The sequence below is a fragment of the Sphingomonas sp. Leaf339 genome (assembly GCF_001426195.1).
Lineage (GTDB): Bacteria > Pseudomonadota > Alphaproteobacteria > Sphingomonadales > Sphingomonadaceae > Sphingomonas.
The window spans coordinates 633,798-649,880 of the sequence record NZ_LMRS01000012.1; the positions used below are offsets into that span (position 1 = coordinate 633,798).

Annotated in this window: 11 protein-coding genes and 1 pseudogene; 6 read left to right on the forward strand and 6 right to left on the reverse strand. The window is 61.8% G+C overall.

Annotated elements, in window-relative coordinates:
* Positions 1-11: 11 nt before the first annotated feature.
* Positions 12-1,682 (reverse strand): DUF885 family protein, encoded by a 1,671-nt coding sequence (locus tag ASG67_RS09740; protein WP_082543408.1) that lies wholly within the window; start codon positions 1,680-1,682, stop codon positions 12-14.
* Positions 1,683-1,833: 151 nt separating this feature from the next.
* Between ASG67_RS09740 and ASG67_RS09745 the strand changes: the two genes are divergently transcribed.
* The 3 genes from ASG67_RS09745 (at position 1,834) to ASG67_RS09755 (ending at position 7,928) form a co-directional block, all read left to right on the forward strand.
* Positions 1,834-3,915, forward strand: coding sequence for an alpha/beta hydrolase family protein (locus ASG67_RS09745; protein ID WP_056528914.1), 2,082 nt, complete (start codon positions 1,834-1,836; stop codon positions 3,913-3,915).
* Positions 3,916-3,922: 7 nt separating this feature from the next.
* Positions 3,923-5,422 (forward strand): S10 family peptidase, encoded by a 1,500-nt coding sequence (locus ASG67_RS09750; protein WP_056528917.1) that lies wholly within the window; start codon positions 3,923-3,925, stop codon positions 5,420-5,422.
* A 67-nt stretch (positions 5,423-5,489) separates the two neighbouring features.
* Positions 5,490-7,928 (forward strand): DUF3772 domain-containing protein, encoded by a 2,439-nt coding sequence (locus ASG67_RS09755; protein ID WP_235535136.1) that lies wholly within the window; start codon positions 5,490-5,492, stop codon positions 7,926-7,928.
* 44 nt (positions 7,929-7,972) lie between these two features.
* Here the strand turns inward: ASG67_RS09755 and ASG67_RS09760 are convergent, their stop codons facing one another.
* Positions 7,973-8,242 carry a GlsB/YeaQ/YmgE family stress response membrane protein gene (locus ASG67_RS09760; protein ID WP_056528920.1) on the reverse strand — a complete coding sequence of 90 codons (270 nt, stop codon included), beginning with the start codon at positions 8,240-8,242 and terminating at the stop codon, positions 7,973-7,975.
* Positions 8,243-8,474: 232 nt separating this feature from the next.
* On the opposite strand from ASG67_RS09760, the gene ASG67_RS09765 reads away from it, so the two are divergent.
* Positions 8,475-9,890: a PAS domain S-box protein gene (locus ASG67_RS09765; protein WP_200940755.1), complete on the forward strand. Its 1,416-nt coding sequence runs from the start codon at positions 8,475-8,477 to the stop codon at positions 9,888-9,890.
* 56 nt (positions 9,891-9,946) lie between these two features.
* A pseudogene (locus tag ASG67_RS09770) lies at positions 9,947-10,975 on the forward strand (family 43 glycosylhydrolase); the annotation flags it as partial.
* On the opposite strand, the gene ASG67_RS09775 reads toward ASG67_RS09770, so the two are convergent.
* The 3 genes from ASG67_RS09775 to ASG67_RS09785 all read right to left on the reverse strand — a co-directional run bounded on the left by ASG67_RS09775 (position 10,974) and on the right by ASG67_RS09785 (position 14,058).
* Complete coding sequence (locus ASG67_RS09775; RefSeq protein WP_082543429.1) at positions 10,974-12,011, reverse strand: alpha/beta fold hydrolase; 1,038 nt, start codon at positions 12,009-12,011, stop codon at positions 10,974-10,976. The pseudogene ASG67_RS09770 and the gene ASG67_RS09775 overlap by 2 nt on opposite strands.
* 44 nt (positions 12,012-12,055) lie before the next feature.
* Positions 12,056-13,009, reverse strand: coding sequence for a 2-hydroxyacid dehydrogenase (locus ASG67_RS09780; RefSeq protein WP_056528929.1), 954 nt, complete (start codon positions 13,007-13,009; stop codon positions 12,056-12,058).
* Positions 13,010-13,086: 77 nt separating this feature from the next.
* The gene (locus ASG67_RS09785) at positions 13,087-14,058 is read right to left on the reverse strand and encodes a cation diffusion facilitator family transporter (protein ID WP_056528932.1); all 972 of its coding nucleotides are present in this window, start codon (positions 14,056-14,058) and stop codon (positions 13,087-13,089) included.
* Positions 14,059-14,433: 375 nt separating this feature from the next.
* Between ASG67_RS09785 and rpsU the strand changes: the two genes are divergently transcribed.
* Positions 14,434-14,634, forward strand: coding sequence for a 30S ribosomal protein S21 (gene rpsU, locus ASG67_RS09790; protein WP_056528936.1), 201 nt, complete (start codon positions 14,434-14,436; stop codon positions 14,632-14,634).
* Positions 14,635-14,970: 336 nt separating this feature from the next.
* On the opposite strand, the gene ASG67_RS09795 is transcribed toward rpsU, so the two are convergent.
* A complete protein-coding gene (locus ASG67_RS09795; RefSeq protein ID WP_056528939.1) occupies positions 14,971-16,083 on the reverse strand; it encodes a glycerophosphodiester phosphodiesterase in 1,113 nt (370 codons plus the stop codon).

Below are 16,083 nucleotides of genomic sequence, written 5' to 3' on the forward strand. Positions count from 1 at the left end.
CTGCTTGGGCCTCATCGCGGCGTGTCCATCATCTCCTCCTCAATCAGTGCGACGGGAATGATGCCGGGGCGGGTCATGGCGTTCAGGGTTTCGGCGGCATCGAACGGCCGCCTTTCCAGCTGCGCGCGATCGGACAATCGGGCGAGCAGGTGGTCGAACTGCAATTTGCCGGTCACATAGCTGCTGCCGTACCCTGGCTGGCGTAGATACAGCAACTGTTCGAAACCGACGAGATCGCTCTTCGCCTGCGCCCAGCCGCGCGGTGTCCATCGTTCGTGAAACGCGCCAGCCTCGGCCAGCGTCATCTGGTTGGCCTGGACATAAAGCGACGCAAGCCCCCGCGCCGCGCGATTGGCGAGCATGATCCAGACCAGTTCCCGCCCGCGGGGTAGATCATCGTACAGCCCAGTCTGCATGGTGATCTCCTCCATCGCCGTCGCGAAGCCCTCCGACCGCTCCATCCAGATGTTGAACAAGAGGGGTCCCTGTCGGATCGGATCGGCGTTTGGCTCGTGCTTCAGGCGCGCGAGGTCAATCCAGTGATAGAAGTGGCTGTACAGCGGCAACGGATCGCGCGCGGTCACCAACGAAAAGAAGTTACGTTGATCCGGCGGTGTATAGGGTAAGGTCTGCGCCGCCATGGCCGCCCGATAATAGGGACGATCGGACACGATTCCGGTACGGACCAGAAAATCGGAAAAGCGCCGCGCCCGCTCGGCCGACAGTCGGCGATAGGCGGCCGGGTCATCAACCGGATCGAGCGGTGGCAAGGCGCGGTTCCGCACCTCTTCCAGACGCAACGAGGTTTGGACACGGTCCAGTTCGCGCTGCAACAACGACACCTGCGCCTGCCAGTCATAGGGGAGCAGATGGACGTGGCGCATCGCCCAGTCGTAATCGGCCTTGCCGATACCCGAAGGGCCGGTCTTGCGGGGGGCTTGTGCCGCCACCCAAGCGGCGAACCGGTCGGTCGCCTCTCGCGCGGCACGCACGGCGGGGCGTAGTGCAGTACCATCTGGCCCGGCGAGCGTCGCGGTTTTCGATCCCTCCAGAGTCCGCATCGCCAACATGCCAGCTTCGAGCTTTGCCAGATTTTCGCTCTGCTCGTGAAGCGCGCGCCCCGCATACAACCAAAGGTCACGGGCATTGCCGTCGTTCAGTGTTCCTCGCGCCTGTTCCAGCATTGGCGGCACGGTGTGTAGCATCGTGCCCAGCCGCGCCGCGTCCTTGCTCGATAGGGGATAGTCAAACCGGAATAGATCGATCACCGGGGCATTCGGCCCTTCGTGCCCAGGTACATCGCTCTGCTCCGCCCAGACATTGGCGTAGAAGCCGGGATCACGCGCCCACGGACGAAGTACCCGCAGATTGAAGTCGAATCCGTTCATCTCCGCTTCGATCAGGTGCGCGTCGATCAGATCGGCCTTGCTCCACCCGCGCCGGTCGAGGCGGGCAAGTCGGTGCTGCCACTGTTTCAGCGCGGCTGAGCGTCGGGCAATGGCGGCTTTACTGTAATCGGGCACCCGGATGTCGGATGGCTCCACGAACTGCCGCCATTCCGCAAATAGCTGTCGCAGCTGGACTGACGGAGCCGTTGTCATTTCCGTTTGCGCCGACACCGGCACCCCGATCGGCGCGGTGGCGAAGGCGATGGCCAACATGGAAAACCAACGACGCGTCATCCACCTTCCCCTTAATTTATACAGTATACTAACACATCAAAACGGATGTCAAATGTGCTGGGTGACGGCAGCCCCGACGAACCTAAGCAACATCGGAGTTGCACCGGAAACGCAATCAGGCATTGTTCCACTATCCATTTAGGAGCGTCCCTTGCGCCTCACCATCGCCCTACTGCTTCTGACCACCACGGCACCCGCCGCCGCGCAGCAACCGACCCACGCCGCACCGGCGGAGGTTCCGACCCGCCAGTTCGGCGGTGCGGATCTGTTCGGCCTGTCGATCGCCGCCGATCCACAGATCAGTCCGGACGGCCGCACGATCGTGTACGTCCGTCGCACCGGCGACGTGATGACCGATCGGATGCAGTCGTCATTATGGCTGATCGACGTGGCGACAGGGCGACAGTCACCGTTTACCGCCCAAGGGTCCAGTCCCCGCTGGTCACCCGCCGGCACCCGAATCGCCTATGTGGCGAGTGACGGCGATGGCGGCGGTTCGCAGTTGTTCGTACGCTGGATCGCGACAGGCGCCAGTGCACGCGTAACCAGTTTTCCCGGCGCTCCGCAGTCGCTCGCCTGGTCGCCGGATGGAACGCGGCTCGCCTATATCGCGACCGTCGCGGGCGAGGCGTCGACGCTGGGCAAGGCCCCGCCCAAACCCGAGGGTGCGAAATGGGCCCAGCCGCTGACCGTCATCGATCGCGTCAATTATCGCAATGACGGCCCAGGTTATGTGAAACCCGGTCGCGACCATTTGTTCGTTATCGCGGCGGACGGTGGCGCGGCGCGGCAACTGACGTTTGGCGCCTTCGACGATGGCGGTCCCCTGTCATGGACGCCCGATGGCCGCGAGATCGTCTTCGCCGCCATCCGGGGGCCGGATGCCGAACGGCAGGTGATGAATTCCGACATCATCTCGGTCGACGTCGTCAGCGGCGCGATGCGGACATTGACGTCGCGCGATGGCCCGGATGGCCAGCCGCGCGTATCGCCGGATGGGACGAGGATCGCGTGGCTGGGCTTCGACGACAAACGTCGCAGTTACGAAAATACGCAGCTTTATGTCGGAGATCGCACCGCGGCCGCGCCGCGATCGCTCACCGCGTCACTGGACCGCGCGATCGACGATGCTGTGTGGGCGGCGGACGGCCGCAGCCTGTACGCCAGCTATGATGACCACGGGCAGCGTCGGATCGCGCGGATCGCCGTCGATGGCCGAACGACACCGCTGATCGACAATGTCGAGGGCGATGCGCTCGATCGGCCCTACACGGGCGGCGAATTCTCTGTCTCAAACGGCGGTGTCATCGCGTACACCGGCGGCGACGCGAACGCGCCAGCGGATGTTTGGGTGTGGAACGCCGGCAAAGCACGCCGACTGACGCAATTGAACGCCGTGATGGCCAGTGCCAAGTCGCTGGCGACCGTTCGCAAGATCGCCGTTACGGCACCCGATGGCCGGCCGATCGACGCCTGGCTGGCGACGCCAGCCAACAGGGTAGCCGGGCGGCGCGTGTCGATGATCCTGGAAATTCATGGTGGCCCCAACAGCGCCTATGGCCCGAGCTTTTCGACCGACGTGCAACTCTACGCTGCGGCCGGTTATGCAGTGTTGTGGACCAATCCGCGCGGATCGACCTCCTACGGCGCAGATTTTGCCAACCTGATCGACAAGGCCTATCCATCGGCCGACTATGACGACCTGATTGCCGCAGTCGATGCCGCGATTGTCGATGGTACGGCCGATCCCAGCAATCTGTTCGTCACGGGCGGGTCGGGCGGTGGCGTGCTGACCGCGTGGATTGTCGGCAAGACGGACCGGTTCAAGGCCGCCGCAACACAGAAACCGGTCATCAATTGGGTCAGTGAGGCGCTGACGATGGACAACACGCTGTTCACCTCGCGCTATTGGTTCACCAAACTGCCTTGGGAAGATCCGATGAGCTACTGGAACCGATCACCGCTCAGTCTGGTCGGCAATGTGAAGACGCCCACGCTCGTCGTGGTCGGTAGCGACGATTACCGCACGCCGGTTAGCGAATCTGAGCAATATTATGCTGCGCTCCAGATCCGCGGCGTGCCGACCGCACTCGTGAAGGTGCCTGGCGCCAGCCATGGCGGCTTCACGTCACGCCCGTCACAATCGGCCGCCAAGGCATCGGCGATCATCGCCTGGTTCGACCGATATCGTACGAACACCGCCGCCCCCGCCCCTGCAACCGCCGCCCAGTAACAAGGACATGTCTTTGTCGATCACCGCCCGTCTGCTCGCCGCCACGCTCGTCCTCAGCGGCGGCGCCGCTTATGCCCAAGCCGACAAGACCACGACCACGGTCGAGAAGAAAACGGAGGATGCGCTCAAATTGCCGCCGCTGCCGGCCGACAAGTCGATCACCCAGACCGCGCGGATCGGTGGCCGGGCGATCACTTACAACGCGACGGTCGGCACAATTCCGGTGCGCGACGACAAGGGCAAGGAGATCGGGCAGGTCACCTATACGGCCTATACCGTGCCTGGCCGTGATCCCGGCCGACCCGTTACCTTCGCGTTCAACGGCGGGCCGGGCGCGGCATCGGTGTACCTCAATCTCGGAGCCGTCGGACCGAAGCGCGTACAGTTCGGCGCGCAGGGCGACGCGCCGTCGGATGCTCCGATCGCGCGGGATAATCCGAACAGCTGGCTCGATTTCACCGACCTCGTCTTTATCGATCCGATCGGCACGGGGTTCAGCCGCAGCCTGGTCGATGAAGCCGAAACCAAGAAGTCGTTCTATGCCAACGATCCCGACATTCGTTATTTGTCCAAGGTCGTTTATGACTGGCTGGTCAAGGAAGGGCGTCTGCGTTCGCCAAAATATGTGATGGGCGAAAGCTATGGCGGATACCGCGCGCCGCGCATCGCCTATGAACTACAGTCGCAGATCGGCGTGGGCGTGAACGGCCTCATCATGGTCTCACCCTATCTCGATCCTGCATCCGGGGATGACGCGACGGCGCTGTCGCCATTGCCGTGGATGACCGCCCTGCCCTCGATGGCGGCGGCCAATCTAGAGCGACAGGGGCGGTTGACGCCTGCGGCTATGGCGGACGTGGAGGCGTATACGCGCGGCGACTTCGCCCGTGATCTATTGCGGGGTCGCTCCGACCCGGAGGCGACGGGGCGTATCGTGTCACGCGTGACGGAATTGACCGGACTGGACCCCGCGCTGGTGCGTCGCCTGGGCGGGCGCATCGATACCGGCACGTATCTCCGCGAGATTCACCGATCCGATGGGACCATCGGCAGCGTGTACGACTCCAACGTAACGGCTTTCGATCCGTTTCCCTGGTCGGCACAGCAGCAGTCCAACGATCCCATCCTCGATGCACTGATCGCGCCGACGACCAGTGCCATGGTCGATTTCGTGACGCGCGAGGTCGGCTGGAAAACGGATGCGCGGTATAATGCCCTGTCCTATGCGGTTAACCGCGCCTGGGATCGCGGCAAGCCTGCCGACACGCCGGTGACCGATCTGCGCAAGGCGATCGCCAACGATCCGAAGATGCGGGTGTTGATTGTCCATGGCTGGGACGATCTGTCCTGCCCCTTCTTCGCTTCCCGCCTGATCGTCGATCAGATGCCGGCGTTCGGGCAGGCGGAGCGCGTACAGCTCCGGGTTTATGCCGGTGGCCACATGTTTTACAGCCGGAACGATAGTGGTGCCCGGTTCAAGGCGGATGCGGAACAGCTATATCGGTGAGCGGGCGCAGCTTGGGTTTTCGTGAGCGAGAGCGCTAAGGAGGCGGTTCGGCTGTCCGGAGCGATCCTTGTCCATCTCACGACCATCACGGCTCATCACGCGCTACGCAGCGGTTCTGTTCACGATCATATCCATCGTCAGCCCGGCAATTGCCCAGGGTGACGATGTCGTCGCCAAGGCAGTCGTCGAACTCGTCGGGGCATCCAATGAGGTCCGGGCGGTGGAGAAAGCCGCCGATAAGGCCAGTACGCGGGAAGATCGCGCCGCACTGACCGACCGCCTGTCTGCAGCGCGCGCCACCGCGACCAAGTCCGACGATGTACTGGATGCGCAGATGGCGCTGGTCGATGCGAAGATCACCGAGATCGGGCCGGTCGCGCCGGGCATCGTCGACGCACCCGACATCGCCGCACAGCGCAAGCTGCTGGCCCAACGGCGCAACACGATCGACAGCGCCATCCGCCGGGGCAAGTTGCTGATCGTCGAGGCGCAGCAGCTGGCGGACCGGATCGCCGCGGATCAAGCCGCGGAACTGGGGCGAAGCTGGGTGACACGCAACGCGTCGCCGCTGACACCGGGTTTCTGGGCAGCAATGATCGACGCCGTGCCGCATGATGTCGCTCGATTCGGGCGATTTCTCGAACAGATCATCCAAGAACTCCGTTATGGGCTGGCAAAGGGTCATTGGTGGATCGCCGTCGTCAGCGCGATCGTTGCGCTGGCGCTGGGCTGGCCGGGCCGGATCGCCTTGCGGGAGACAGGGCGGCGTTATGCCATCGGCGCGGCGCCGGGGCACCGGGTCCGTCGTTCCGGCTATGCGATGTGGCGGCTGATCACCGGCACCGCCCTGCCGACGCTCGCTGCCACGGCGCTCGTTCAGGGACTGCGCTGGTCGGGCCTGACAGCAGCTACCGCCGAGCCGATCCTTTCAGCGTTCGTCTTTGCGGTCGGCATGGGCGCCTTCATCGGCGCACTGGGTGCTGCGCTGTTGATGCGCAGCCAAGGATCATGGCGGCTGTTGCCGATCGGTGACGATGTCGCGCGCGCACTTCTGCCCTGGGCCTGGGTGCTGGCCATTCTGACCTCAGTCGACATTTTCCTGTCCGCTGCCATCGAGACAATCCGCCTAAGCTCGGTCGCGGTAACGGACGCCGATGCCGCGCTCGCGGCGATCCGCCTACTGGCGATCGGTGGGCTGCTATTCACGCTCGGTCGGCTGCGGACACAAGCGCGGATCGCCGACGACGCACGCCCGGAGGATCAGAAAACAGCGAACACTGGCACCGGTGCAGGTCGCGCCAGCGTCGGGATCGTGACGCTGTTGGCATGGCTAGTCACGTTGGCGGGCGTTGGGGCGCTGTTGGCGGGCTACACCAATTTCAGCCTGTTCCTGACCCGTATCGTGATCGAGTGGCTCGCGATCGTCGTCGGCACTTTCTACCTACTTTTAACGGTGGTCGACGACGTCGTCACCACCGTCTTTTCGGCCGAAAGTCGCCCCGGCCATGTACTGGCGCGCGGTGTGGGAATCCGACCGGGCGCGATCGACCAGTTCGGCGTGTTGCTGTCCGGCGTGATGCGGCTGGGTCTGGCTATCGTTGCCGTTGTGATGCTGCTGACCCCATTCGGTTCGGGGGTGGACAGCACGGTCGAACGGTTCGGCGCCGTCGCCAACGGCATCACGATCGGCGACGTGAGTATTTCGCCGGGTGTCATTTTTCGCGCCCTAGCCGTGCTGCTCGTCGGCCTCACGCTGGCGCGACTGTTTCTGCGGTGGTTGAATGATCGATATCTGCCGACGACCACCATGGATATCAGCGGTCGCAATTCCTTCGCGCTGATCGCCCGCTACATCACCATCATTCTGGCCGTGCTCTGGGGTATAGCGTCGCTCGGCATCGGGATGGAGCGGATTGCGCTGATGCTGTCCGCCCTGTCGGTCGGCATCGGCTTTGGGTTGCAGGCAATTACCCAGAATTTCGTGTCTGGGCTGATCCTGCTCGCCGAACGGCCGGTCAAGATCGGCGACCTTGTCCGTATCGGGACCGAAGAAGGCGATGTGAAGCGCATCAGTGTGCGATCGACGGAGATCGAGCTTGCCGATCATTCAACCCTGATCGTGCCCAATTCCGAACTGATCACCAAATCCGTCCTGAACAAGACGATGGCCAATGCACTCGGCCGGTTGCAGATCCAGTTCTCGGTGCCGATCAGCATAGAGCCAGACCGTATCAGACGCATTGTCCTCGACATCTTCGCGGCGGAACCGGCGATCCTGGACAATCCCGCCGCGGTCGCGTTCATCGACAACATCGCTGACGGCCGCATACTGTTCAATTGCTTTGCCCATACGTCCAGCGCCCGCACCGCCTATCCCGCCAGAAGTGCCGCGTTGATCGCAATCCTTCAGCGACTGGCCGAAGAGCATATCGACGTCGGCACCGTGCCCCAGCAACTACAGATATTGCCGATCGATGCAGATGCGAAAAAACCGTTCGATCAATAGCAGTGCGACGAGGCGAGACCTTGATGGTCTCGCCTCCATATCGATCAGCGAACCGTGCCGCGACGTACCAAGTTGACGATCGCAAGCAGGATGACGGCACCAGCCAGCGAAACCAGAATCGACTGGATATTGAGCGCCCCGTCCATAATCGATGCGCCACCGATCAGCGGCGTGATGATGAAACCGGCCAATAGCGCGCCAACGATACCGACGACGATGTTGAGGAGGACACCCTGTTGTGCGTCTGTCCGCATGATCATGCTGGCGACCCAGCCGATGAGGCCGCCGACGACGAGAAGAATGATGAGGTTCATGAACTAGCTCCTGAAAAAATTTCGTTCCGGGGGTTCAACAACCGACCACGCCATTCCGTTCAGCGCCGAAGACAATCGACGATCCCGTCATGGGTACTCACGCACCCAGTCATTTGGTATTTTCGTAGTTCTGACTGTGGAACTACGAACGGTCGTCCCGCGCTGGACCCACATGACAAACCGATACAGACAGCCGCTACACGCGCCGACTTTGCACCATCTGGAGCAATTGATGGCGGGGTTGCTGGAGGGTGTGATCCTGATGGACCCGACGGGCGTCATCCTGAGCGCCAATCCCGCCGCCCTGCGGATGCACGGCGTGACAGCGGTGGCGGATTTGGGCGAGACGGCCGACGATTATGCCACGCGCTACAAGCTCCGCTATCGTGATCGCCGTCAACTGCCTCGGCGTGAATACCCGCTGGTGCGTCTGCTGGCTGGCGAGAGCTTTCCCGATCTGATCATCGAAGTCACGCCGGTCGGTGCCAACGAGCCATGTTGGGTGCATCAGGTGCGTGACATTGTGATGGACGAAGACGGGGGCGAGCCAGATTGTCTGGGACTGGTGATCAGCGATGTATCCGAACGGTTTGATGCAGAAGACCGGTTCGAAGCGATGTTCCATGCCAATCCCGCACCGGCCCTCATCATTCGTGTCGCCGACCAGCGTTACGTGTTAGTCAATCAAGGCTTCCTTGATTTGTCGGGCTATGCACGTGAACAGATTATCGGCAAGACATTGTTCGATCTGGATTTTTTCGCGGAGATTCAGCGCAAGCCGTTTGTCAGGGAATGTATCGCGGATGGCAAAACGGTGCCACAGCTGGAGGCGGAATTGCCGCTGGCCGGCGGCGATAAGACGCTAGTCTTGCTTGCCGGGCAGCCGATCGAGGTCGCTAACGAAGACTGTCTGCTGTTCACCTTCGCCGATCTGGAACCCAGACGACGCGCGGAGCAAGCGCTACGATCAAGCGAGCGCCATTTCTCTTCCGTTTTCGAAATGGCGCCGGTCGCAATGGTGGTGACGGACGGAGACGACAACCGCATTGTGAGGGCGAACGAGGCCTTCCAATCGCTGACGGGCTATTCAGCCCCCGCGATCGGTGGGCGCATCGCCGACGATCTTCAGCTGTGGAACGACGCATCACAGCGCCAGGGGTTGGAAAAGGAAATCCAAGATCATGGCGGGTTTCGTGGTCATGACGTCCGCCTTCTTCATAAAAGCGGTGAAAGCGTCGATTGTCTGGTGTCCGCCGAGCGGATTAGCGTGGATGGTGCAGCGTGCGTGCTGTGGCTCTATCAGGACATTTCCACACGGCGGCGCGGCGAGCTGGACCTCGTCGAGGCAATCGAGGCGGTGATGAAGGACGCCAACTGGCTCAGCCGCTCGATCATGGACAAGCTCGCTACCCTGCGAAATCCCCGGCCGGGCGCCGCCGTCGATGCTCCGGCGGCCGATCTTAGCAAGCGCGAGCGCGAGGTGCTGGAGCTGATTTGTCAGGATTTCGACGACGCCGCGATGGCAGAGCGCCTCGGCCTGTCACGCAACACGGTGCGCAATCACGTCGCGCGGCTTTATTCGAAGATTGGTGTCAACCGTCGCAGCGCCGCGGTGGTCTGGGCGCGCGAACGCGGCGTGGGCGGTTGATACGCTGCAAACCGCTAGTGTTGCCAAACGACCATCCGATGCTCAGAATAATCCCTATGATTCATCCATCACGTCGTTTATTTCTGGCGGGTGCCGCGGTCAGCGCCGCCGCACCGCTGTTGGCCCAGCAGAAAGCCTCGCTGCCGATCGTCAATCCGCTGGTGCGCCAGCGCGCCGATGCGCAGGTGTTTCGCCACATCGATGGATGGTATTACCTGACCGGGTCGGTGCCGGAATATGATCGGCTCGTGCTGCGCCGGTCGCGAACGATCGCCGGGCTGTCGACTGCAAAGGAAGCGGTGCTGTGGCGGCACCAGTCGAGCGGGCCAATGTCGGGGTACATCTGGGCGCCGGAACTGCACCTGATCGATGGTCGCTGGATCATGTATTTTGCGGCGGGGCCCAGCGGCGGCGGTGCCGACGTGTTCCGCATCCGAACCTACGCCGTCGTCTGCGATGGACCCGATCCCATGGCGGGGAAATGGTCGGTGCTGGGCCAACTGGAAACGCCGTGGGACAGCTTCAATCTCGATTCCACCAGTTTCGTCCATCGTGGCACGCGGTATCTTGCCTGGGCGCAACGCGAGCCGGGGATCGAGACGAACTCCAACCTCTATCTGGCTCCCCTCGCCACCCCGTTAACGCTGGCCGCAAAGCCAGCCCGACTGTCGGTGCCCACGCTGGATTGGGAGGTGCGCGGTTACAAGGTGAATGAGGCGCCGGCCCTGCTGGCCCGCAACGGACGGCTGTTTATGACCTACTCAGCCAGCGCAACCGATGCGCGTTATTGTCTGGGGATGCTCACGGCACGTGACGATGCAAACATCATGGACCCGGCCGTCTGGACCAAAAGCCAACACCCGGTGATGACCACATCGGCCGCCCACAAAGTGTATGGTCCTGGCCACAACAGCTTCACGGTGGATGAACGCGGCCGCGACATGCTGGTTTTTCACGCGCGCGACTACGAGACGATTCAGGGCGACCCCTTGCTCGACCCGAACCGCCACACCCGTGTCCAACAGATCGTCTATCGCGCCGATGGCACGCCCGTCTTCGACCCGCCAGTGGCGAACGGCCCGCTCACCTGACGATGCCCCGCGAGTTCGTACAGCCTGATTTGCCGATGGCCATTCGCAAGGCCTCCATGAATTGGGATGGGGATTCGACCTGTGGCGCGTGACCGAGGTTGTTGAGCCGGATGAGTTGCGCATCGGGGATTTGCTTCACGACATCTTCCGCTGCTTGCGGCACTGTCCGCACCTGATCGCGCCGATCGGGTGGAGCGCTGTTGGCCCGGAACGCGGTTAGGTCGCGTTGGCCGATAATGAGCGTGACCGGCATGGAAAGGAGCGGCAGATCGGCGGCGACCGGCTGGGTCTGGATCATATCCGACAGTCGGGCCTGCGCATCGCGGACGATATCCCCGTTGGGACCGGCATATTGCCCTGCGAGCATCGCGACCCAGCGATCATAGGCCGGACGCCATTCCCCGTGATAATAATTGCGTAGCTGGTACGCCTTGATCGACGTGGCATCGGTCTTCGCCTCCTCCGCCCGCAGCTTGCCGAGATCGGTGTAGGGCACGCCTTCAGCCAAGGTGTCGTTCAGGCCCAACGGATTGACCAGCGCCAGCCTTACAACACGATCGGGATGAAGCAGGGCGAAGCGTGCGGCGAGAATACCGCCGGTAGAATGGCCCACAAGGATAACTCTGCCGACACCGACTTGGTCGAGCAGAGCGCGCGTCAGTTCCGCCATCGTGTGAAAGCTGTACTGGTATCCTGTGGGCTTCGATGATTTGCAGAAGCCGATCTGGTCAGGCGCGATGACCCGGAAACCCTGAGCAGCCAATGCCTTAGCCGTATCGAGCCATGTCGCCGCGCAGAAATTCTTGCCGTGAAACAGGACGATTGTCTTACCGTTCGCCACGCCCGTCGGGCGCCAATCGAGATAGGCCATTTTGACCTGCTGACCTTGCGAGCTTGTCGCGAACCAGTGGACCAACGCACCATAATCGAAACGCTCCAGATTGGCTCCGAGCGGTACCGCCTGTGCGACGGCAACTGTTGGTGACAAGGCGATCGAAACGGCCGCGGCCGCAGTCTTCCAGCGTATCATCGACCAGAAACGATCCACACGTTGCCCCGTATCCGCCCGAACCGCTATGTCGTTTCGGGGACCGGGGTTACTGGCTTCCCGCCATCGAACCAGGCGAGAAGGTTGTCGACAACCAATTGCCCCATCGCCGCCCGCGTCTTCACCGACGCCGAACCGATATGCGGCAAGACCACGACGTTCGGCAGATCCAGCAATGCCGCAGGCACGTTTGGCTCGTTCTCGAACACATCGAGTCCGGCCCCCAGGATTGTGCCGGATCGCAGCGCGGCGAAGAGTGCCATTTCGTCGACGACACTCCCGCGCGCAACATTAATGAGTACACCATCAGACCCAAGCGCCGTCAGGATGTCGGCATTGACTAAATGCCTCGTCGCCGCGCCGCCGGGTACGATGGCGATTAGGACATCGCACGCCTTCGCCAGCGCAACCGGAGTTTCATAATAATCGTAAGCAACATCAGCCTGTCTGGCGCGGCCATGATAGGCAATCTCCACGCCGAACCCGTCGAGCCGTCGCGCCACCGCTTTGCCGATTGCGCCCAGCCCGAGAATACCGACCCGACGCCCGCGCAGCGTCGGAGAAAGCGGGAAGCTACCCGTCGGCCATAGCCCGTCCCGCAGATATCGTTCGGCCTGCGGGATGCGCCGGATCGTCGCCAGCAATAGACCGAGGGTCAGGTCGGCCACCTCGTCATCAAGGACGCCCGGCGTGTTGGTGACCATGATCCCGCGCGACGCCGCGCCTCGCGCATCGACATTGTCGTAACCAACGCCGAAATTGGCGACGATCTCCAACGCAGGAAGTCGATCGAATAGCGCATGATCGATCCGGCCGGCCAGCGTACTGACCGCCAGTCCCCGTATATGCGGCCCGGTCTTGTTCAGAAATTTGCTGGCATCAGGCTGCTTCCACAAACGGTGGAGTATGAAATGATCGTCGAGCGCAGAGATCACTTCAGGCGACATCGGCGCAGGCATCAGGATGTCAATTTTCGGCATGACAGCCTGCTATCATATACTGAAAGATTATTCGGCTTTTTGCGAAAGCTCTGTGTCGATTTCGCTGGACCGAGGGATCATCCGCTAGACGTCGCGCTTAGCTGGCTGCCCCGACCGGCGGAATCTGTCACCTTTTCGGGCCGGACATAAACCGATGATATCTCAGGAAATTCATCGCGCAGGGCGGTTTCGATCTTCCCGATCAACGCCTCACCCTCTCCCATGGTCAGGTGATCGGCAAAGTCGGCGCTGATCGCGACGAACACCGACTCAGGCGCCGTGTGAATGGTCCTGACGTGATTGACCGCCGTAATGCCATCGCTGGCCGCAACCACCGACCGGACCCGCTCAACCACATCCGGGTTGGCCCTCTCTCCGATGAGCAGGCCCTTGGCTTCACGGGCCAGCAACCCTGCCACGGCGGCGAGGATCACACCGATGACTAGGGACGCAACACCGTCGATCCGGGGTTCCGACCAATGATGGCTCACCCAGATGCCGAGCGCCGCGACCAGAAGCCCGGCCAACGCCGCAGAATCTTCGAAAAGGACGATAAAGCTGGCCGGGTCTTTTGAGGCCTTCACAGCATCCCACCAGCCAATCTTGCCCTTGGTCTGCGAAAACTCCCGTACCGCGATCGCCCAGGAACTGCCTTCCAGCAGGAACGCGATGCCCAGAACCATGTAGTTGACAGTCGGATCGCGCAAGGGTTCTGGGGATTGGATATGCAGCCATCCCTCATAGAACGAAATGCCCGCGCCGAGTGCGAAGACAAGGATAGCGACGACGAAAGCCCAGAAATACAGTTCCCGGCCATAGCCGAAAGGATGTTGGATATCCGCCGGTCGTTTGGCTCGCCGCTGCCCATAGAGCAGCAAGATCTGGTTGCCGCTGTCGACCAGCGAGTGAAACCCTTCGCTCAGCATCGATGAAGAACCGGTCAGTCCAGCCGCAACGAACTTAGCGATCGCTATCCCGACATTGGCAAAAAGCGCACCGAACAGCACGATATTGGATCGGATGGTCTTACCGATGGTGGCGCCCGCCATGTCTGCCCTATCTCCATTGAACTCAAGGTATCCGACCTCAGGACGGCTACGATGTGATATCTCCGCCCTAAGCGATCACAGATAGAATCGATAGAATCGAAAACATTCTTTTGGATCATCGCCCGCCCCATCGCTTCGCCTGTCCAATCGGTATGGGCGAGATATCAGACCTCGCCTTCCAAGCGTCTGGAGGACATTAAATGGCAACGAACACGAGAAATCGATGCCGAAAAGTGACGTAGGTCGGCCTCCTGGTCCCTACGGCCCGGCCTAAACGGCGGGGTAAATCTTGATTACTGGCCATACCTCGGTACAGGGGTTTCAGCGATAACGGCGGCCGCGAGGCCGCTCAACACACCCGAGAGTTAAGTCGATATGCAAATCATCGTCCGTGACAACAATGTCGATCAGGCCCTCCGCGCGCTCAAGAAGAAGCTGCAGCGAGAAGGCGTCTATCGTGAAATGAAGCTGCGTCGGCATTACGAGAAGCCTTCGGAGAAGCGGGCGCGTCAGCACGCAGCCGCTATCAGTCGCGCGCGCAAGGCCGATCGGAAGCGCGCCGAACGCGACAAGTAAGTCGCTCCAGCCAGCTTCGTCTCTCGCATCACCTTGGGCGCCCTTCTTCGCGGCGACACAAGGAGGTACGAAGTGGATAAGCGGCATTGCCACCCCTACCCTACGACGACGCTGATCCGTTGTGATGCCTTGCACGCACGGATCGGCAATCGGGGTGGTCGAAGGCTTCTTTTTGAAGCCGATTGGGTATTTGCTGGTGCGGATGCTCGCAACCGGCGCGCCTATATCTTAAGCGCCGCGACCCGGGACCGATCCGCTAAATCTCCTGTATCCTGGGACTTTGCTGTCGTAGGTATGGTCGGTGTGCCGTGCTCCCTGCTTGAAACCTGCCCAAGATTATCGCGCGTCGAACGATCGGCTGACGGCGACTCGCCCGAGAGCAGGGTCGTCGGTGAAGAAACCATCGATGCCAGTTTTCAGGTAGCGGCGCATCTCTGCAACGGAGCCTTCGGGATTACGGGCGTCAGAGCCGTTTTTGTTGCGGAAATTGGCTGCGAGAAAACGGTTTTCTGGTCGGAATGTCCAGGGGCGTACAAGCAATCCCACGGCATGGGCATCGCTGACCAGACTGGTCGGGGCACCGAGCATGTCATCGACGCCTAAGGGGATGATCGCGCGGGTGTTCGGCCCAATGACGTCGGCATAGCCCGCAACATCGCGCAGTCCCTGCGACTTTGTCATGTCTCGATAGGTCAGGCCGCCGCCCGCCACCGCGACATCGGCAGGCTGGGCTTCCGGCGCGCCGATCAATTGCATCAACGAGATGTTTCCACTTTTGACGATCTTCGTGTGCAAATAGCGCAAATTTGTGGTTTCGAACGACTGAACCGAAATCGGCGCGCGACGAGTGTAGTCGTGCGCGGCAAGCGCAGCGAGGAAGCGATCCTCGACAGGCAGGCCGATGCCCGCGAAATAGGTTGAATGCTTCAATTCGGGAACCAGTCCTACCGTGCGTCCCCGCGCCGCTGCCTCCGCAGCGACGAAATCGATGATCTCGTCAAATGACACGATCTGAAACGATCCGTCATAACTGCGGCTTTCCGGCCGAACGGCACCGAGACGTTCCCTGGCGCGAAGCGTTTTCAATTCAGCCAGCGTGAAATCTTCAGTGAACCAGCCGGTCTGCGCTTCGCCGTCGATCGTCTTTTGCCGGCGGCGCGCGGCAAATTGCGGATGCGCGGCAACATCGGTGGTTTCAGCGATATTGTTCTCGTGACGGGCCACGAGAACCCCGTCCCGCGTGATGACAAGGTCTGGCTCGACAAAGTCGGCGCCATCCGCGATCGCCTTTGCGTAGGCGCCAAGCGTGTGTTCCGGCCGTAATGCGGAGGCACCGCGATGAGCGAAAACGAGCGGCGTCGGGGCCGCCGCCCCGACGCGACGTTCGGTGAGCACGGCCACCGCGACTGCCGCTGCCACCCCCATCGCTGCCCGTCGGGTCTGCAACAT